The sequence below is a fragment of the Pseudomonas sp. Pse1 genome (genome assembly GCF_024519635.1).
In the GTDB taxonomy this organism is placed as follows: Bacteria; Pseudomonadota; Gammaproteobacteria; order Pseudomonadales; family Pseudomonadaceae; genus Aquipseudomonas.
The window spans coordinates 94,808-114,349 of record NZ_JALJRO010000016.1; the positions used below are offsets into that span (position 1 = coordinate 94,808).

17 protein-coding genes and 1 pseudogene are annotated in these 19,542 nt (G+C 61.0%); 6 read left to right on the forward strand and 12 right to left on the reverse strand.

Features of this window, described 5'->3' with window-relative positions:
• Positions 1–295: 295 nt before the first annotated feature.
• Positions 296–577: pseudogene (locus tag NR126_RS21340) on the forward strand (spore coat protein U domain-containing protein); the annotation flags it as partial.
• On the opposite strand, the gene NR126_RS21345 reads toward NR126_RS21340, so the two are convergent.
• Both NR126_RS21345 and NR126_RS21350 read right to left on the reverse strand, forming a co-directional pair.
• Positions 574–1,329, reverse strand: a complete 756-nt coding sequence (locus NR126_RS21345) for an anti-sigma factor (protein ID WP_027618802.1) — start codon at positions 1,327–1,329, stop codon at positions 574–576. The pseudogene NR126_RS21340 and the gene NR126_RS21345 overlap by 4 nt on opposite strands.
• Complete coding sequence (locus tag NR126_RS21350; RefSeq protein ID WP_027618803.1) at positions 1,326–1,832, reverse strand: RNA polymerase sigma factor; 507 nt, start codon at positions 1,830–1,832, stop codon at positions 1,326–1,328. Before NR126_RS21350 ends, NR126_RS21345 begins: the two co-directional genes overlap by 4 nt.
• A 158-nt stretch (positions 1,833–1,990) precedes the next feature.
• Between NR126_RS21350 and NR126_RS21355 the strand changes: the two genes are divergently transcribed.
• Together NR126_RS21355 and NR126_RS21360 are read left to right on the forward strand one after the other, a co-directional pair.
• Positions 1,991–3,076 carry a catalase family peroxidase gene (locus NR126_RS21355; RefSeq protein ID WP_027618804.1) on the forward strand — a complete coding sequence of 362 codons (1,086 nt, stop codon included), beginning with the start codon at positions 1,991–1,993 and terminating at the stop codon, positions 3,074–3,076.
• The gene (locus tag NR126_RS21360; RefSeq protein WP_105755341.1) at positions 3,073–3,615 is read left to right on the forward strand and encodes a cytochrome b; all 543 of its coding nucleotides are present in this window, start codon (positions 3,073–3,075) and stop codon (positions 3,613–3,615) included. The genes NR126_RS21355 and NR126_RS21360 overlap by 4 nt, the downstream gene beginning before the upstream one ends.
• 126 nt (positions 3,616–3,741) lie before the next feature.
• Here the strand turns inward: NR126_RS21360 and NR126_RS21365 are convergent, their stop codons facing one another.
• Together NR126_RS21365 and NR126_RS21370 are read right to left on the reverse strand one after the other, a co-directional pair.
• Entirely contained in the window at positions 3,742–4,893 is a 1,152-nt protein-coding gene (locus tag NR126_RS21365; protein ID WP_027618806.1) for a M14-type cytosolic carboxypeptidase, read from the reverse strand.
• Positions 4,894–5,403: 510 nt separating this feature from the next.
• On the reverse strand, positions 5,404–5,745 hold the full coding sequence (locus NR126_RS21370) for a DUF6124 family protein (protein WP_027618807.1): 342 nt from the start codon (positions 5,743–5,745) through the stop codon (positions 5,404–5,406).
• A gap of 130 nt (positions 5,746–5,875) precedes the next feature.
• Between NR126_RS21370 and NR126_RS21375 the strand changes: the two genes are divergently transcribed.
• Entirely contained in the window at positions 5,876–6,541 is a 666-nt protein-coding gene (locus NR126_RS21375; RefSeq protein ID WP_027618808.1) for a LexA family transcriptional regulator, read from the forward strand.
• A 42-nt stretch (positions 6,542–6,583) separates the two neighbouring features.
• Here NR126_RS21375 and NR126_RS21380 read toward each other — a convergent pair whose 3' ends face one another.
• From NR126_RS21380 to NR126_RS21395, 4 genes are read right to left on the reverse strand one after another with little or no spacing between them, the layout of a single operon-like run.
• Positions 6,584–8,527: an acetyl/propionyl/methylcrotonyl-CoA carboxylase subunit alpha gene (locus tag NR126_RS21380; RefSeq protein ID WP_027618809.1), complete on the reverse strand. Its 1,944-nt coding sequence runs from the start codon at positions 8,525–8,527 to the stop codon at positions 6,584–6,586.
• A complete protein-coding gene (locus NR126_RS21385) occupies positions 8,527–9,342 on the reverse strand; it encodes a gamma-carboxygeranoyl-CoA hydratase (protein WP_027618810.1) in 816 nt (271 codons plus the stop codon). Before NR126_RS21385 ends, NR126_RS21380 begins: the two co-directional genes overlap by 1 nt.
• A gap of 13 nt (positions 9,343–9,355) precedes the next feature.
• A complete protein-coding gene (locus NR126_RS21390; RefSeq protein ID WP_027618811.1) occupies positions 9,356–10,963 on the reverse strand; it encodes a carboxyl transferase domain-containing protein in 1,608 nt (535 codons plus the stop codon).
• A gap of 11 nt (positions 10,964–10,974) precedes the next feature.
• A complete protein-coding gene (locus tag NR126_RS21395; RefSeq protein WP_256831151.1) occupies positions 10,975–12,138 on the reverse strand; it encodes an isovaleryl-CoA dehydrogenase in 1,164 nt (387 codons plus the stop codon).
• A gap of 217 nt (positions 12,139–12,355) precedes the next feature.
• Between NR126_RS21395 and NR126_RS21400 the strand changes: the two genes are divergently transcribed.
• Positions 12,356–14,050 (forward strand): AMP-binding protein, encoded by a 1,695-nt coding sequence (locus NR126_RS21400; protein WP_256831159.1) that lies wholly within the window; start codon positions 12,356–12,358, stop codon positions 14,048–14,050.
• A gap of 590 nt (positions 14,051–14,640) precedes the next feature.
• Here NR126_RS21400 and NR126_RS21405 read toward each other — a convergent pair.
• The 3 genes from NR126_RS21405 to NR126_RS21415 form a co-directional block, all read right to left on the reverse strand.
• Positions 14,641–15,540 carry a hydroxymethylglutaryl-CoA lyase gene (locus tag NR126_RS21405; RefSeq protein WP_256831167.1) on the reverse strand — a complete coding sequence of 300 codons (900 nt, stop codon included), beginning with the start codon at positions 15,538–15,540 and terminating at the stop codon, positions 14,641–14,643.
• Positions 15,541–15,557: 17 nt separating this feature from the next.
• Entirely contained in the window at positions 15,558–15,968 is a 411-nt protein-coding gene (locus NR126_RS21410; protein ID WP_027618815.1) for a MerR family DNA-binding transcriptional regulator, read from the reverse strand.
• 118 nt (positions 15,969–16,086) lie between these two features.
• Positions 16,087–17,016, reverse strand: coding sequence for a LysR family transcriptional regulator (locus tag NR126_RS21415; protein WP_027618816.1), 930 nt, complete (start codon positions 17,014–17,016; stop codon positions 16,087–16,089).
• A gap of 176 nt (positions 17,017–17,192) precedes the next feature.
• Here NR126_RS21415 and NR126_RS21420 point away from each other — a divergent pair, with 176 nt between their 5' ends.
• Positions 17,193–18,422 carry an acyl-CoA dehydrogenase gene (locus NR126_RS21420; protein ID WP_105755338.1) on the forward strand — a complete coding sequence of 410 codons (1,230 nt, stop codon included), beginning with the start codon at positions 17,193–17,195 and terminating at the stop codon, positions 18,420–18,422.
• Between the two features lie 66 nt (positions 18,423–18,488).
• Here NR126_RS21420 and ftrA read toward each other — a convergent pair whose 3' ends face one another.
• A complete protein-coding gene (gene ftrA / locus NR126_RS21425) occupies positions 18,489–19,451 on the reverse strand; it encodes a transcriptional regulator FtrA (RefSeq protein ID WP_256831172.1) in 963 nt (320 codons plus the stop codon).
• Positions 19,452–19,542 lie beyond the last annotated feature (91 nt).

The window sequence follows — 19,542 nt, forward strand, 5'->3', positions numbered from 1 at the left end:
CAATGGTAACCGCAGGCATAAATGAGCGGCCAGTGGCAGGAAGCGGGCCTGCCAAGAAGTTGAACAAAAAATAGCTGTTGGTACAGGGTTAGCGCATGGATAACCCTGGATTTTACGCGGGACTGGGTACGAAATCACAACGCAGCTCTGTCGGAATTGGTGGCGCGGACTGGCGGAATAAATCTGGATTGCTAACCTGCAACGTGTTCCCCCTCAAAAGGATTGAGGCCGTGAAAGGATCAATGGTCTTGGCTGTCGCCAGCGTGACGCTCGGCGCAAGCGCGATGGCCTGACCGACAGCCTGATCACCGCGCCAAATATTGCCTTCGGCAGCGCGCCGGTGGTCAGCGCCTTCGTTCCCGTCACCAGCCAGACCATCCACCTCGCCTGCACCAAGGGCAGCGCCTACACCGTCGGCCTCGACGACGGCGAACATCCGGTCAGTGCAGGCGGGCGGCGGCAGATGAGTGCGGGCGAACAATTTCTCGCTTACGACATCTTCAAGAGCGCCGGCACCACCCGTTGGGGTAAGGTCGGCAATTACCTGGACAACGTAGTGCTGGATGTCGGTTTTTAAAAATTCAGCGTTTGCTCGATGATCCGCGTCGCCGGGTCCCGCGCTTCACTGACCATCGCGTAGTTGTAACCCGCCCCGGACCAGTACTGCGCCTGCAATTCACCGTCACTGCGACTGCCCTTGGGCAGCAGGTTGTTGCGCGGGCCGGGCGGACGAATATAGAAGCTGATCTTGCGCCCGCCCTGGTCTTGGTACATGACCATGGCCGCCGGGCCCTGGTCGGTGCTGAGCAGGCGTCCGCTGACCGGTCGAAAGCCGGAACTGGCAAGGTCCGGCAAGCGATTGGCCTGGGCGAAGTAGTGATCCAGCCAGCCTTGAATATTGCCTTCGTCGCTGACCTTGTAGTCGGCGGGCAGGATGCCCAGTTGGGCGAACAGTCGGTAGGCCTGCAGGGCATCGGTCATCGGCAGGGTCGAGGCAAGGGGCAGGCTCATCTGCCGCGCTTGCCAGCCACTTAAGCCACCCACACCCAGCGCCAGCAACAGCATGGCGGCGCTCGCCAGGTGGCGCCGCGACTGACGCTGGCTGCGCTGGCGAATCAGCGTCGGGTCGAGTGCCGGGTTGTCAGGTTGTTGCAGCGCTCCACCGAGGGCTGCCCGCAGCTGCTGCGCGTCCTGTTGCCAGGCGCGAACCTGTCCGGCCATCTGCGGATTGGCCACCAGGTAGGTTTCCACCAGGCGCCGGTCGGCATCGTTCAACTGATGGTCAACGTAGGCGTGCAGGTCGTTGATGCTGGGGGGCATGCTGATCATTTGAGTATCCGCAGGGAAGGGCTGCTGATTTCACCGTCGCTGAGCTGGCGCAAGGCCTGGCGGGCACGGGACAGACGCGACATCACGGTACCGGTGGGCACCTGGAGAATCTCGGCCACTTCTTTATAACTCAAGCCCTCCACCGAAACCCAGAGCAACAGTGCACGTTGCTCGGTGGGCAGGCGGTCGAAGGCTTCCAGGGTGCTTTGCGCGATCACGGTGCGCTCCAGCGACGGCTGTGGCTCGTCGCGGCCGGTGAAGAATTCGAGCATGCGCGCATAGCGCCGCGAACGGCGATGGGCATCGAGAAACTGCCGGTACAGAATCGCAAACAGCCAGGCCCGCAGATCACCTTCCGGGTGTTTGCCACCCCAACTCGACAAGGCGCGCTCCAGGCAGGACTGCACGAGGTCGTCGGCGCTGCTCGGATTACGCGTCAGTGACACGGCAAAACGCCGCAGCCTGGGGATGAGTTCACGTAACTGTTCGTCGAAAGGATTCATGGTGGTCGGGCCAGACACTACGCTTGGGACGAGAGAGACGCTTGGCCATGAAGATTATTCCCGCGTCGAAAAAATAAACAGCGGGCCAGGGAATAAACCTGCGCGGCCTGCGTCTGCCTTGTCCTTGCCACAAGCCATTCTCGGCCCCGGAGTGTTCCATGGTAGATCCTGCACCGCCGCGCGACAGACAACCCTTGAGCTTCATGAGCCTGGCCCTGCGCCTCGCCGGAATCGGCGTGGTGGTTGGCGGCCTCGCGGCGGCTTTCGCCTACGTTAATGGCTCGCTTGACCCACAGCGCCTGACACCCGATGCGTTGGTCAATGTCCTTGAGAAGAACGGCGGCGTTCATCAGGGCTTTCGCCGTAACCACGCCAAAGGCGTGTGCGTGACCGGTTACTTCGAGAGCAGTGAAGAAGCACGGGCGTACTCCACTGCCCAGGTCTTCAATGCGCCGCGCACCCCGGTGGTCGGGCGCTTTGCCTTGCCGGGCGGCAATCCCTACGCACCCGACAACAGTGTACCGATCCGCAGCCTGGCGCTGCGCTTCAATCAGGCGGACGGCCAGCAATGGCGCACTGGCATGAACAGCATGCCGGTGTTCCCGGTGGGCACGCCTGAGGCGTTCTATCAATTGCAGCAGGCACAGTCACCGATGCCCGCCACCGGCAAGCCCGATCCCGCCGCCGCACCGGCTTTTTTTGCCGCGCACCCGGAAACCGGCCCCTTCCTGCAATGGGTCAAGACGGCCAAGCCGTCGGCCAGCTACGCCACCGAGACCTACAACGGGATCAATGCGTTTTATCTGGTCAATGCGGCCGGCCAGCGTCAGGCCGTTCGCTGGGGCGTGGTGCCGATCGCCCGGGACGGCGCTGTGAGCGGCCCGCCCCAGGGCGCCGACTTCCTCGAAAAGGACTTGCTCGAGCGGCTGCGGGCCGGCCCTTTGCGCTGGCAGTTGCAGATCACCTTGGCCGATCCGGGCGACCCCACCGACGACGCCAGTAAAGCCTGGCCGGCCACGCGCAAAGTCTTGAACGCCGGGACTCTGGTGCTGCAAGGCAGCCAGGCGCAGAGCAGTGGCGAGTGCCGGGACATCAACTACGACCCGTTGATTCTGCCCAGTGGCATCGAAGCCTCGAAAGACCCTTTGCTCGCGGCGCGTTCGGCGGCTTACGCCCGTTCGTACCTGCGACGCACCAGTGAAGTCAGCCAGTTGCCTGGCGTTAACCAGGAGGCGGCACAATGAGTGCGCAACCGAAGCATTTCGCCGCAGTCGCAAGGCTGCTGCACTGGCTGATGGCCGTGATGATCATCGCCATGTTGTTTATCGGTGCTGGCATGGTGGCCTCGGTGTCCGAGCGCCATGAGTGGCTGATCCACCTGCACAAGCCGCTGGGCGTGGCGATCCTGCTGCTGGTGATCGTGCGAATCTTCGTGCGCTTTGCCACCCGCCAACCGCCATTGCCGGCCGACTTGCCGGGCTGGCAAGTATTGGCCGCCAAGGCCTCCCATCTGCTCCTGTATGGGCTGATGGTGGTGCTGCCCTTGCTGGGCTGGGCGATGATCTCGGCGGCGGGCGACCCGGTGACCTTGGGGGGCGCCGTGCAGCTTCCGGCAATCGTGCCGGCCAATGCTTCGCTGTTCGCCTTTTTGCGCAAGGCCCATGGCTATCTGGCGTATCTGTTGTTCCTCACGGTGTTGTTGCACCTGGCCGCAGCGCTCTTTCACGGTTGGGTGCGGCGTGACGGGGTGTTGCAGAGCATGTTATCGGGCAAGGATCACTGATTGGGCAGGGCGCTGCGTTCGGAGGATGGGCGGTTGCTGGAGCCGGAGGATTGTCGGCGGATTGCGGCGCAGTGAAATGCGCCTGGACGTGATCCTTGCCCAGGATCACGTCCGCAGGCGGTTTTCTTAGCGCAGGGTACCGACCATGTCCGCCACTGTGGTCAACACATCCTTACCCAACTGCATCGAGCGCTTGCCCGACCAGCCGGTATGGGGATTCGGATGATCGTCGTGGTCCTTGAACGGCATTTCCAGGGTCAGTGACAGGCAGTCGAACTTCTGACCGACGCTGTTGCAGGCCAGGGTCATGTTGGCTTTTCCCGGCTCGTCGCGCGTGTAGCCGTACTTGGTCTGGAAGTCCTTGGTGGTGTGTTTCAGGTGGCTGCGGAAATGCTCTTCGAGCTTCTCGATGCGCGGCGTGTAGCCTGGGTTGCCTTCGCAACCGGCGGTGAACACGTGGGGTATTTCCTCGTCACCGTGGATATCGAGGAACAGGTCGACGCCGTATTTCTCCATTTGCTGCTGGACGAAAAACACTTCCGGGCTGAGTTCCGGGCTGGCGCTCTGCCAGGCGCGGTTGAGGTCCTGGCCCATGGCGTTGGTGCGCAGGTGGCCATGGAAGGCGCCGTCCGGATTCATGTTCGGCACCAGGTACAAATCGGCGCTGGCCAGAAGTTTGTTCAGAATCGGATCGTCGTGTTTTTCCAGGCGCTCAATGACCCCTTCCATGAACCACTCGGCCATGTGCTCGCCGGGGTGCTGCTGGGCGATGATCCACACCTTGCGCTGACCCTCTGCGCCGCTGCCTTTGCGCAACAATTGAATGTCGCGACCCTCGACGCTCTTGCCGGTGGCCAGCAATTCGGTGCCGGCTTTGGTCAGCGCCTGGTCGATCAACCAATCGTGGCGCCCACGGCTGTAGGGTTCGAAATAGGCAAACCAGGCGTGGGTGGCGGTGGCTTCGAGGCTGAAGCGCAGGCAGTCGCCCTCGAAGATGGTTGGTACACGGAACCAGTTGACGTGATCGTAGGAGGCCACCGCCTGATAACCGTCCCAGGCCTTGTTGTAGGAGGACTTGCTGGCATTGCTCAGGCGAAACCAGTGATCCTGGCCCACGTGCAGGCCGCTGGCCTTGAAATGGAACCATTGAAAGTGCGGGCTACGGGTGTCGGGCTTGATGGCGAGCAGGGGTTGCAGGGGATTGCTGAGGTCCAGCACTTCGATGTTGCCGCTGTCGAAGTTGGCGGTGATTTCAAGGGGACGCTGAGCCACGGTCATAATCTCATCCTGAATATGATTGTTATGACGCTACTTTACACGGGCGGGGGGTAAAACCGAGGGCATTTACGGGAATAAAAGGGGGGGGGCGTCGTCCTTGACGCAGCCGCAGCTTAGTGTTTATGCGATTGATTCTCAAGTGCTATTTTCGATGGGTTTTGGGCGGCTTGTTGCAAAAAGGTGCTCTTTTGATATCATTCGCGCCATCGAATTTAGCAACACCAGTCTTCATTAGCCTGAAGCCAAAGCCAGAATAACTGGCAAAAAAAAGACCCGGCAAAAAGCCGGGTCAAAAACCGTGATTAGCCTGATGAGGAGATATTCCAAGAGTCCGACCTAAGGTCCCTTGGTCTATCCAACTGATCTCGCGACCAGTTGCTTGCAATAATAATCATTATCATTTGCAAGTCAAACCTTTTTACCCGTCTCCCGGGAAATAATTTTCCTGCCGCTGAACCCTGAGTCCAGGATCGACCCTGATCCGGCCATTCTCGCTTTCATTTCATCTCGTTACTTGTGGCTGTCGGCTTCAAGGGACCTGTCCACCATGGCTTTCGCCATATCGACCATATGCCCGATCGACAACGCCAGGTCGCGACCCGCACCGTGTCGGCTATCTGCTGTTTCATGGGCAATGGCGGCCGCACAGCGCAGCAAGTCGGAGGCGTGGATCAGGGCTTCCTCGCGGCCGACATGCCGGCTCACTGCGAAAAAGCGTTCGCCGCTGGGCGTCTCTGAAACAATGGGTTTCAAGTAATAGTCGAGCGCCCGCTGGGTGGCTGCGCAATCCTTGAGAGCGGTGTAATCGATCGCGACGTCGGGATCGGCCGGCTCGTTACTGGGGTTATCCATGATGGGGTAGTACTCCGTGGGTGGGGCGAATGAGTGGGAAAGATAGTAGTACTATTCGTATTCATGACCACAAATTAAATACTACAATATGTGTGTTGAGGGTCAGGTTGCGCGAAGTATTGTTCCGCCCATGGATAAATGGATAGAGCTGGTCAAGGCCAGGATGAGTGAGCTCAAAATCACTCAGGAAAAACTCGCGGAGCGTCTCGCCATGTCACAGGGTGGCGTCGGACATTGGCTCAATAAAAGGCGCACCCCCAGTCTTGAAGACATGAACCGTGTGCTGCAGGAACTGGGCCTCGGCTCGCTCGAGGTCGCCATGGTGATTCGCGAGCGTGCAGAGGCGCTGGACGACGCCCTGGAAAATGAGTCCGCAGTCGCCCTCGCGCAACGTTTCAACCCGTATTTTCGCTACCCGGTCAGCGACTGGCGGACGTTATCGGAGGTACGCGAAACGCCACCGTCCGGTATCAGCAAGCAGCGTACCGAACTGTCGGATTACCACGCCGTGGGGGCGGCATTCTGGCTAGTGGTCGTGGGGGATGCGATGACGGCGCCCAGTGGCACCAGCATTGCTAACGACATGCTGGTCCTGGTCGATCCCGCCGTGCCGGCGGAGCCAGGTAAACTGGTGATTGCGCAATGGGCCCATAGCGCCGAGGCGACGTTCCGCAAGCTGAGTGAAGAGGGCGGTGAGCGCTATCTCGTACCCTTGAATCCGACTTATCCCAAAGTCCTGTTCACTGAAGACTGTCAGATCATTGGTGTAGTGGTGCAGGCCACTGCCAGGTTCTAACCAGACAGGTCCCTCGTCACGGGACCTGCCATTCACACTCCGTTATTCCAGCTCGACCAACGCACTGCCTTCGTTGACCATCTCGCCTTCCTGGCAATACAGCGCCTTGATCACCCCATCCTGGGGCGCACGAATGCTGTGCTCCATTTTCATCGCTTCAAGCACCACCAGTTGCGCCCCGGCCTCGACCTTTTGCCCAGGCTCTACCAGAACCCGGACGATGCTGCCGTTCATCGGTGCGGTCAGGCCGCCCTGATGGCCGTGGCTGGCTTCCACGGCGGCAATCGGGTCGTACGCCGTGATGCAGCGCAATTCACCCTGCCATTGCAGGTACAGGCGGTTTGCCTGACGAATGGCTTGCACCTGATGCCGCACCCCTTCGACCTCGAGCTGCAGGTGCTCACCCTTGAGCTGTGCGGTGCCGGCGACAACCAAAGTGAGGGCGCGGTCTTCGCTTTCGCAGCTCAGGTGCAGGGTCGTTTCAGCAGGCAATCCCAGGCGTAAGCCAGTGCCGCTGGCCCAGGGCGAGCTCGGATCGTCGTGGCGCACGCTCGGCGCCTGACTTTGGGCGAAAGCCTGGGCGGCAGCCTGCCAGAATTCATCACTGAGCGCTGTAGGCGCTGGCAGTAATTGTTCCTGATAGCGTGGGATAAATCCGGTATCTAGTTCAGCTGCAGCGAAAGCCGGGTGAGCGACGATTCTGCGCAGGAAAGCGATGTTGGTCTTCAAACCGCCAATGGCGAACTCATCGAGCATGCTGAGCAAGCGCAGGCGTGCCTGTTCGCGGTCTTCACCCCAGGCAATCAACTTGCCCAGCATCGGGTCATAGAACGGCGAAATCACATCGCCTTCCTCGACCCCGCTGTCGACGCGGCGCCCCGGGCCTGCGGCGGATTCCCGGTACAGCGCCAATTGCCCGGTAGCCGGCAGGAAGTCGTTGCCAGGGTCTTCGGCGTACAAGCGCACTTCAATCGCATGCCCGATCAGCGGCACCTGGGCCTGGGTGATGGGCAGCGCTTCACCCTGGGCGACGCGAATCTGCCAGGCCACCAGATCCAGGCCCGTGATGGCCTCGGTGACCGGGTGCTCGACCTGCAGGCGGGTGTTCATCTCCATGAAGAAGAACTCGCCACGCGAATCCAGCAGGAACTCCACCGTGCCGGCACCGACATAACCGATGGCCTGGGCGGCACGCACCGCCGCTTCGCCCATTGCCTGGCGCAACTCGCGGCTGAGGCCCGGGGCCGGCGCTTCCTCGACGACTTTCTGGTGCCGACGCTGAATCGAGCAATCCCGCTCGTTGAGGTACAGGCAGTTGCCGTGTTGATCGGCGAATACCTGGATTTCCACGTGACGCGGCTTGAGCAGGTATTTCTCCACCAGCATCCGCGAGTCGCCAAACGATGACAGCGCTTCACGCTGGGCCGAGGCCAGGGCTTCGGCCAGTTGGCTGACGTCCTCGACCACTTTCATGCCTTTGCCGCCGCCGCCCGCCGTGGCCTTGAGCAACACCGGGTAGCCGATACGCTCGGCAGCGGCGCGGAAGGTTTCCAGGTCCTGGGCTTCGCCGTGGTAACCCGGCACCAACGGTACGCCAGCCGTTTCCATCAGGGCCTTGGCCGCGGATTTGCTGCCCATGGCATCGATGGCTGACGCCGGCGGGCCGAGGAAAATCAGCCCGGCGTTTTCGATGGCGCGGGCGAAGCCGGCATTTTCCGAGAGGAAGCCGTAGCCAGGGTGAATGGCCTGGGCGCCGCTGGCCTTGGCCGCAGCGAGCAGTTTGTCGATTTGCAGGTAGCTGTCAGCGGCCTTGCTGCCGCCCAAGTCGACCCGGATATCGGCCTCGCGGCTATGCCGGGCGTCACGGTCGGTGGCGCTGTGGACGGCGACCGTAGTCAAGCCCAGGGCCTTGGCCGTGCGCATGACCCGGCAAGCGATTTCGCCACGGTTGGCCACCAACAGGGTGGTGAGGACAGGTGCGCTCATCAACGCGACTCCTTGGTGGTGGTTTCAGGCTGCCAGCTCGGCGGACGTTTCTGCAGAAAGGCGCGCAAGCCTTCCTGGCCTTCGGGGCTGACACGAATCCGCGCAATGGCGTTTTCGCAATAGCGACGCAGCGCCGGGTTGAGTGCACCGCTGCCGACTTCACGCAGCAACTCTTTGCTGGAACGCATGGCTTGTGGGCTGTTGAGCAACAGATTGCTGATCCAGGCCGCGACCTGGGCTTCTAATTGCTCCGACGGATAGCTCTCGCTGAGCAGGCCGATTTCCTGGGCCCGTACGCCGCTGAATCGCTCGGCGGTCAGGGCATAACGACGCGCTGCACGCTCGCCAATGGCCTGTACGACAAACGGGCTGATCACCGCAGGAGCCAGGCCAATACGCACTTCCGAGAGACAGAATTGCGCGTCATCGGCGCCAATCGCCATGTCGCAGCAACTGATCAAGCCCAGCGCTCCGCCGAAGGCCGCACCCTGGACTACCGCCAGGGTCGGGATCTTCAGCTTGGCCAGGTTGTACATCAACTCGGCGAGCTCGCGGGCATCGTCGAGGTTGGTCTGATAATCAAGCTCTGCCGATTGCTGCATCCAGGCCAGGTCTGCGCCGGCACTGAAATGCTTGCCGCGACCGCGCACCAGCAGGAAACGCAGGCTCGGATCGGCCTGGACTTGGTCGAGGGCGAGAATCAGCTCGCGGATCATCTGGGCGTTGAATGCGTTGTTCTTGCTTTCGCGACTGAGCCAGAGCGTGGCAAAGCCACGGGCGTCGGTCAGCAGTTCGAGGGTATTGAAGTCGCTCATGGTTTTCTCCAGATCACATCCGGAACACGCCGAAGCGGCTCTGTTCGACAGGGGCATTCAGCGACGCCGACAAGGCCAGTGCCAGCACGTCACGGGTTTGTGCCGGATCAATCACACCGTCGTCCCACAGGCGCGCGCTGGAATAGTAGGGGTGACCTTGTTCTTCGTACTGATCGAGGATCGGTTGCTTGATCTCGGCTTCCTGCTCGGCGTTGAAACCCTGGCCACTGCGTTCGGCCTGTTCGCGCTTGACCTGCACCAGCACGCCGGCGGCCTGTTCGGCGCCCATCACGCCAATTCGCGCGTTGGGCCACATCCACAGAAAGCGTGGGTCGTAGGCCCGGCCGCACATGCCGTAATTGCCGGCGCCGAAACTGCCACCGATGATCACGGTGAACTTCGGTACCTTGGCACAGGCCACGGCGGTCACCAGTTTCGCGCCGTGCTTGGCGATGCCGCCGGCCTCGTATTTCTGCCCGACCATGAAACCGGTGATGTTTTGCAGGAACAGCAGCGCAATACCGCGCTGGCAGGCCAGTTCAATGAAGTGCGCGCCTTTTTGCGCGGCTTCGGCGAAGAGGATGCCGTTGTTCGCCAGGATCGCGATCGGGTAGCCGTGCAGGTGGGCAAATCCGCACACCAAGGTGGTGCCGAACAGCGCCTTGAACTCATCGAACACCGAGCCGTCGACCAGACGTGCAATCACTTCGCGTACGTCGAACGGTTGCTTGGCATCGGCCGGGACCACGCCATACAGCTCTTCGCTGGGGAACAGCGGGGCAATTGGCGTGCGTTGCTGCACGTCGCCGAGCTTGCGCCAATTGAGGTTGGCCACGCTACGGCGGGCCAGGGCCAGGGCGTGTTCGTCGCTGTCGGCGTAGTGGTCGGCGACCCCGGAAATCTTGCAGTGCACATCGGCACCGCCGAGGTCTTCGGCGCTGACCACTTCCCCCGTCGCGGCTTTGACCAGCGGCGGGCCGGCAAGGAAGATCGTTGCCTGCTGACGGACCATGATGGCTTCGTCGGCCATCGCCGGTACGTAGGCTCCACCCGCGGTGCAGGAGCCCATCACTACGGCGATCTGCGGGATGCCCATGGCACTCATGTTGGCCTGGTTGAAAAAGATCCGCCCGAAGTGCTCACGGTCCGGGAACACCTCATCCTGGCGCGGAAGGTTAGCGCCGCCGGAGTCCACCAGATAGATGCACGGCAGACGATTCTGCTGGGCAATGGTCTGCGCGCGCAGATGTTTTTTCACTGTCAGCGGGTAGTAGGAACCGCCTTTGACCGTGGCATCGTTGGCGACAATCATGCATTCCACGCCTTCGACCCGGCCGATGCCGGCGATCACGCCGGCTGCCGGTACGTCTTCGCCGTAGACTTCATAGGCTGCCAACTGGCTGATTTCGAGAAACGGTGAACCCGGGTCGAGCAAGCGGTTGATCCGTTCGCGAGGCAGCAGTTTGCCGCGCGAGGTGTGCCGCTCCTGAGCCTTGGCGCCACCGCCTTGCTGGACCTGGGCGAGCAGGGTGTGCAACGCCTCGACCTGGGCCAGCATCGCGGCGCTGTTGCTGGCGAATTCCGCCGAGCGGGGGTTGAGCTGGGTATGCAGGATAGCCATGGGCAGCTCCGTTAGCGGGTTTCGTTAAACAGTTCGCGGCCGATGAGCATGCGACGGATCTCGCTGGTGCCGGCGCCGATTTCGTACAGCTTGGCGTCACGCAGCAGACGACCTGCCGGGAATTCGTTGATGTAGCCGTTACCACCGAGAATCTGGATCGCGTCCAGTGCCATTTGCGTCGCGCGTTCGGCGCTGTAGAGGATCACCCCGGCGGCGTCCTTGCGCGTGGTTTCGCCACGTTCGCAAGCCTGGGCCACGGCGTACAGGTAGGCGCGGCTGGCATTGAGTTGGGTGTACATGTCGGCGACCTTGCCCTGGATCAGCTGGAATTCGCCGATGCTCTGGCCAAACTGCTTGCGGTCGTGGATGTACGGCACGATCAGGTCCATGCAGGCCTGCATGATCCCGGTCGGACCGCCGGAGAGCACCACGCGCTCGTAGTCGAGACCGCTCATCAGCACCTTCACGCCACCGTTGAGCACGCCGAGGATGTTTTCCTCCGGTACTTCAACGTCGTCGAAGAACAGCTCGCAGGTGTTGGAACCGCGCATCCCCAGCTTGTCGAATTTGTTACTGCGGCTGAAGCCTTTCCAGTCGCGCTCGACGATGAAGGCGGTGATGCCGTGCGGACCTTTTTCCAGGTCGGTCTTGGCGTAGATCACGTAGGTGTTGGCGTCTGGGCCGTTGGTGATCCAGGTCTTGCTGCCGTTGAGCACGTACTTGTCGCCGCGCTTGTCGGCGCGCAGTTTCATTGACACCACGTCGGAGCCGGCATTCGGTTCGCTCATGGCGAGGGCGCCGATGTGTTCGCCGCTGATCAGCTTGGGCAGGTACTTGGTTTTCTGTTCATGGTTGCCGTTGCGGTTGATCTGGTTGACGCAAAGGTTGGAGTGCGCGCCGTAGGAAAGGGCAACCGACGCCGAGCCGCGGCTGATTTCTTCCATGGCCACCACGTGGGCCAGATAGCCCAGGCCGGCGCCGCCGTACTCTTCTGGAACAGTGATGCCGAGCAGGCCCATGTCACCGAACTTGCGCCACAGATCCGCCGGGAACAGGTTGTCGCTGTCGATCTGTGCCGCGCGAGGCGCGATCTCTTTGCTGACGAATGCGCGGACCTGGTCGCGCAGCATGTCGATGGTTTCGCCGAGGGCAAAGTTCAGAGTCGGATAGCTCATGGGGCACCTTCAAACTGTTTTTATTAATGGGGAATCGGCCTGTAAAGCGCGCCGAATCGGCTGTCACCTTTACGTTAACGTAAACCTGAGACGAAAGGCTGTCAATCGCCCTTTACGTTAACGTCAACTTGAGCGAGAGTAGAGGCAGTTCAGGTCGGGTCCGGCGGCAGGCTGCCGGGCTTCCACACACCCGCTAATAAAGACAATAGGGGTCGTCATGGATCAACACAGTGCTCACCCACAGCACAGCTATACCCGTGGCTCACAGGACAAAGCCTTGCTGGCGATGACCATCGGCCAGGCCTTCGATAACACGGTAGCCCAGTATCCGCAGGGAGAGGCGCTGGTGGTTCGCCATCAGCAGTTGCGCTACACCTGGGCTCAACTGGCCGAGGCGGTCGAGCTCAATGCCAAGGCCTTGCTGGTGCTCGGTCTGCAGGCGGGTGACCGCCTGGGCATCTGGGCGCCGAATTGCGCCCAGTGGTGCATCAGCCAGTTCGCCAGCGCGAAGATCGGGGTGATTCTGGTCAACATCAATCCGGCCTACCGCAGTTCCGAGCTGGAGTATGTGCTCAAGCAGTCCGGTTGCCAGTGGCTGGTGTGTGCCGGTTCGTTCAAGACTTCCGATTATCACGCGATGATCCAGGGCCTGGTGCCGGAGTTGGCGCAGCAGGGCAGTGGGCAGTTGCGGTGCGAGCGTCTGCCGGACTTGCGCGGCGTCATCAGCCTCGACCCTACGCCGCCGGCCGGTTTCCTGGCATGGGCGCACCTGCCGCAGTTGGCGGCCGATGTTGCGCCTGAGCAACTCAAGGCGCGCCAGGCCAGCCTGCATTTCGATCAGGCGGTGAACATTCAATACACCTCGGGCACCACCGGCTTTCCCAAGGGCGCGACCCTTAGTCATTACAACATCCTGAATAACGGTTACATGGTTGGCGAAAGCCTGGGCCTGACCGCCAACGACCGTCTGGTGATCCCGGTGCCGCTGTACCACTGCTTCGGCATGGTCATGGGCAATCTGGGCTGCATCACCCACGGCACCACCATGATCTATCCCAACGATGCCTTCGACCCATTGCTGACCCTGGAAACCGTTGCCCAGGAAAAGGCCACCGGCCTGTACGGCGTGCCGACCATGTTCATCGCGATGCTCGATCAACCGCGTCGGGCCGAGTTCGACCTGTCGACCTTGCGCACCGGGATCATGGCCGGAGCGACCTGTCCAATCGAAGTCATGCGGCGGGTCATCAGCGAAATGCACATGAGTGAAGTGCAGATTGCCTACGGCATGACGGAAACCAGTCCGGTGTCATTGCAGACGGGTCCTTCAGACGATCTCGAGCTGCGCGTGACCACGGTCGGTCGGACCCAGCCGCAACTGGAAAGCAAGATCATCGATGACGCCGGTAATCTGGTGCCCCGTGGCACCATCGGCGAGCTCTGCACTCGTGGTTACAGTGTGATGCTTGGTTACTGGAACAACCCCCAGGGCACAGCGGAAGCCATCGACCAGGCCGGCTGGATGCACACCGGTGATCTGGCGACCATGAACGAAGAAGGCTACGTGTGCATTGCCGGGCGCAACAAGGACATGATCATTCGCGGCGGTGAGAATATTTACCCTCGCGAGTTGGAGGAGTTCTTCTTCACTCATCCGGCGGTGGCGGATGTGCAGGTCATCGGCATTCCGTGCGAGAAGTACGGTGAGGAAATCGTCGCCTGGATCAAGTTCCACCCCGGTCATTCCGCCAACGAGCTGGAGCTGCAGACTTGGTGCAAGGAGCGCATCGCCCACTTCAAGACGCCGCGTTACTTCAAGTTCGTCGAGGAGTTCCCGATGACCGTGACCGGCAAGATCCAGAAGTTCAAGATGCGTGAGATCAGCGTCGAGGAGTTGAAGCTGAAGGTGTAGCCGGCATTGCGGGAGGGGCGAGCAATCGCCCCTGTCTCGAGGCAAAAGCCAAACGCCAGACAGCACAAAGGGGAGCCGAGGCTCCCCTTTAATTTGTCGTTGCGTGCTCTTTTTTTATTATTAAGGGGCGGTCTGTTGTTGTTTTTGTCAACCGTGGCCCTTTACCGCTGTTTTTGGCGACCCCATCCGAGGTCAAGAGCAAACGTATTTTTTTGAGCGCTGATCTGCTTTTCGTCTAGCGATCCAACCAGTTCGGGAGCTACCTGAAGGTAGGTTTATTGTTCTCTGCCCGGTTGCGGGTTACTGCCAGCAGCACCCTGAAAGCACACCTTCTCCAAAAAAATCTGTTAGCTGCGTCTCTGCCGTGTTGTTTTTGTTATGTCAGAGTCGTTACGTCTTGTTTTTATTAGGGTTACCGCAATTTTTTTATTCTTGTTGTGCGATAGATAAAGCAGATGCCGTGCCAACTTTTTAAAAGCCTTTAAAATCAATGATTTAACATTTTTAAGAAAAAAATCACGGAGAGATTTGGCGCAGTTTGTTTCCGTGTTACTCGTTTGTGCGGGGGTGAGGTAACACCCCCGACACATTCAGTGTGCGCTGCGGGCCTTGGCCACGCGCGAACCGGTCGCGCGCCCCAGGACGTTGGAAATCTGCTGGCCGGCCAGCAGCAGAAGGTCCATGTCGACCCCGGTTTCGATGCCCAGGCCATTGAGCAGGTACAGCACGTCTTCGGTGGCCACGTTACCGCTGGCGCCCTTGGCGTAAGGGCAGCCGCCGAGTCCGGCAATCGAGCTGTCAAACACCGCGATGCCTTCCAGCAGACTGGCGTAGATATTGGCCATGGCCTGGCCGTAGGTGTCGTGGAAGTGCCCGGCAAGCTTGTCCCGTGGCACATCCTTGCTCACTACATCGAACATTTTGCGGGTAGCGCCAGCGGTGCCGGTGCCGATGGTGTCCCCTAGCGATACTTCGTAGCAGCCCATCGCAAACAATTCGCGAGCGACCATGGCCACTTGCTCCGGTGTCACATCGCCCTCGTATGGGCAGCCCAGCACGCAGGACACATAACCGCGCACCGTCACACCCTGTTCTCGGGCGGCCTGCATGATTGGCTCGAAGCGCTGCAGGCTTTCACTGATCGAGCAGTTGATATTGCGTTGGGAGAACGCTTCGGAGGCGGCGGCGAACACCGCGACTTCCTTGACTCCGGCCGCGATCGCGTCTTCGAAGCCACGCAGATTGGGCGCCAACGCGCCATAGGTAACGCCGGCCTTGCGCTGGATTTGCGCGAAGACCTCGGCGGAACCGGCCATCTGCGGCACCCATTTCGGCGAAACGAAGCTGCCGACTTCGATGTAGCCCAGGCCGGCGGCGCTCAGGGCATCGACCAGTTGCACTTTGTCGGCGACGCTGATGGGCTGGGCTTCGTTCTGCAGGCCGTCGCGCGGGCCGACTTCAATCAGGCGTACATGGGAGGGGAGGGACATATCAGGTTCACCTGCGGTTAGGAGTGTGACTGTGCGGCCTGTTGGCTCTTGAGGGTCTGTTCCAGCGCCTGGACACAGCGCTCTTCGGCAGTGTCGAGTTCCAGCTTCATCTGCTCGATGTCCAGCAACTGTTGTTCAAGCTGCTCGCGACGCTCGGTGATTTTGGCCAGCATGCTGTGCAATTGCTTGGTATTACCGCTGGAAGGGTCGTAGAGTTCGATCAGTTCGCGGCATTCGGCCAGGGAGAAGCCGATACGCTTGCCACGCAGAATCAGTTTCAGGCTGACTTTGTCCCGTGGCGAATAGATCCGCTCCTGCCCGCGACGCTCGGGACTGAGCAGGCCTTGCTCTTCATAGAAGCGAATGGCACGGGTGGTGATGTCGAGCTCGCGGGCGAGGTCGGAAATGCTGTAGGTCTGGCTGCTCATGGGCGCGCTCGAGAGTGGGGTCATGGCGCTAAGCTAATGTCAGGTTGACGTAAACGTCAAGCAGCGTTGCGGTTGATCGCTCAAGCGCAGCGCTGCTACAGGATTCACTGCACCGTTCCTACACCTTATCCAGCTGTTTCTCATGGGCGGTGACTTGCTGGCACAGTTCGATCATCTGCTCGCGCATCCAGCGGTTGGCCGGGTCCTGGTCGGTGCTTTCGTGCCAATACAGGTGGGTCGCCACCGGCGGTACGTCCTTCACTGGCAGCGGGAACGAATGCAGTTCGTGGCGGCGGGCGAAGCGGGCCGGCACGGTCATGACCATATCGGTTTGCTGCAGCACCTGGGAGGCCATCAGGTAATGCTGGGAGCGCAGGGCGATCTTGCGCTGGATGCCCATTTTGCCCAACGCCAGGTCGACATGACCCAGCCCGCTGCGGCGGCTGGAAATATGGATATGGGTCAATCCCAGGTAATCATCGAGGCTGAACTTTTCCTTGCCCGCCATTGGATGGCCCTTGCGCATGGCGCACACGTAATGGTCTTCCATCAACTTGACGTGACGCACTTGCGGGTCGGTATTGAGCGGCGCATCGACGGCGAAGTCGAGGCGTCCGGCAGCCAGTTCCTTGGTGGTTTCGCGGCGCTTGGACAGGAAACTCTCGATGATCACCGTCGGGGCGAGGCGACGCAGGCGCTGGAACAGCGGTGGCAGGATCACCGCCTCGGTGAGGTCGGTCATGCTGATGCGGTAGGTCTTGACCGCCTGTTGCGGGTTGAAGATGCGACTTTCCTGCACCGACACCCGCAGCAGCGACAAGGCATTGCGCACCGGGCCGATGATGTTTTGCGCCATCGGCGTCGGCACCATGCCCTGGGCGGTGCGCACGAACAGCGGGTCGTTGAAAGTCTCGCGCAGGCGGGCCAGAGCGTTGGATACCGCCGGCTGGGTAATGCCGACAATCTGCCCGGCGCGGGTCAGGTTGGCTTCGGTATAGATGGCGTCGAAAACGATGAACAGGTTGAGGTCGACCTTGCTTAGATTCATGGCATTTCGCTCTTGGCTTTTGTTATGGGAGCAGGTGGCTCGATAAGTCGATCATATATCGGTGATGAATGTTAATACACGCCGAGAATAGGCTAGGTAAATTTTCGTAGCTGATCTAGCATCGATTCATGCCCTCCATAACGACTTCACCACCTGGTCAAAAAAGGTAACTGCCCATGGATTTCGCTTATTCGCCCAAGGTTCAGGAACTGCGTGAACGCGTCACCGCGTTCATGGATGCGTACGTTTATCCAGCCGAAGCGGTGTTTGAACGCCAGGTCGCCGAAGGCGATCGCTGGCAGCCCACCGCGATCATGGAAGAGCTCAAGCGCAAGGCCAAGGCGGAAGGCTTGTGGAACCTGTTCCTGCCAGAGTCGGAACTGGGGGCGGGCCTGACCAACCTGGAATACGCACCGCTGGCGGAAATCATGGGCCGCTCCCTGCTCGGCCCCGAGCCATTCAACTGTTCGGCGCCGGACACCGGCAACATGGAAGTGCTGGTGCGTTACGCCAATGAAGAGCAGAAACAGCGCTGGCTCGAACCCCTGCTGCGCGGCGAGATCCGTTCGGCGTTTGCCATGACCGAACCGGACGTAGCCTCGTCGGACGCCACCAACATGGCGGCCCGTGCCGTGCGCGATGGCGATGAGTGGGTGATCAACGGCAAAAAATGGTGGACCTCCGGTGCCTGCGACCCGCGTTGCAAGATCCTGATCTTCATGGGCCTGAGTAACCCGGATGCGCCACGGCATGCCCAGCACTCGATGATCCTGGTGCCAGTGGACACCCCTGGGGTAAAAATTCTGCGTCCATTGCCGGTGTTCGGCTACGACGATGCGCCCCATGGTCATGCCGAAGTCTTGTTCGATAACGTCCGCGTGCCCTATGAAAACGTTCTATTGGGCGAAGGCCGGGGCTTTGAAATTGCTCAGGGTCGCCTCGGCCCGGGCCGCATTCACCACTGCATGCGTTCGATCGGCATGGCCGAACGTGCCCTGGAGTTGATGTGCAAGCGTGCGGTCAATCGCACCGCGTTCGGCAAGCCGCTGGCCCGCCTGGGTGGGAACGTCGACAAGATTGCCGACTCGCGGATGGAAATCGACATGGCGCGCCTGCTGACCCTCAAGGCCGCTTATATGATGGACACCGTGGGTAACAAGGTGGCGAAAAGCGAGATTGCGCAGATCAAGGTGGTCGCCCCGAATGTGGCATTGCGGGTGATCGACCGGGCGATTCAGATCCACGGTGGCGCCGGGGTGTCCAACGATTTCCCGCTGGCCTACATGTACGCCATGCAGCGTACCTTGCGTTTGGCCGATGGTCCGGACGAGGTGCACCGCGCGGCGATCGGCAAGTTTGAGATCGGCAAGTACGTGCCCAAGGAAATGCTGCGTAGCGACCGCTAACCTGCGCCCTCTGCCAACACCCGCCCGCGTTCGTAGCGCTGGCGGGTGTTGGCGTTTTCAGTCCGCTCAAAGCTCGCGGCCGAAGCGCTCGCGATACACCGACGGCGGCAAGCCGACCACGGTGCGAAACGCCACCCGAAAACTCTCCACGGATCGATAACCGCATTGTTCGGCGATGCTTTCGCTGCTGTGGCGGCTGCTCTCCAGCAGTTCCCGGGCGCGGGCCAGGCGTTGTTGCTGCAACCAGGATTTCGGTGAAGCACCGGTGGCTTCGCTGAACCGGCGCAGGAAGGTGCGCTCGCTCATCGCCGCCTGGCTCGCCAGGTCGCGCACTTGCAGTGGTTCGTGCAGACGTTCTCGAGCCCATTGCATGACCCGCGACAGATCGCTGCGCGGGGTGCGGCTGACTGGGGCCGGGATAAATTGCGCCTGGCCGCCGCTGCGTTGCGGCGACATCACCAGGCGCCGTGCCACCGAATTGGCCACCTGGGTGCCAAAGTCCCGCGCCACCAGGTGCAGGCAGGCATCGATGCCGGCGGCGCTGCCGGCCGAGGTGATCAACTGGCCGGCATCGACATACAGCACCTCGGGATCCACCAGGATATTCGGGAAGCGTTCGGCCAATTCATCGGTGTAGCGCCAGTGGGTGGTCGCCCGCAAACCGTCGAGCAAGCCGGTGGCGGCCAGAACGAAGACCCCGGAGCAGATCGACAGCAAGCGTGCCCCACGCGCATGGGCCTGGCGAAGAGCCAGAAGCAAGGCTGGCGGCACCGGCTCGTGACGACTGCGCCAGCCGGGAATGATGATGGTGCGAGCGTTTTCCAGCAGTTCCATGCCGCCGTCGGCCAGCACCTGAATGCCCCCGGTCGCGCGCATCGGGCCAGGGTCGATGGCGGCAATGCAGTGCTGATACCAGGGAAAATCGAACTCCGGCCGCACCAGGCCGAAGATCTCCACGGCGATCCCGAATTCAAAGGTGCAGAGGCCATCGTACGCCAGGATGGCAACGGTGCCGGGCAGGTTGTGCATTTGGCGGAAAGTTCCCGGTGAGTGTCTGGTACGCCACTGTAGCGCTTTGCGGCCCTTCGATACAGTGGCCTCACACCCACATTGATCTGGA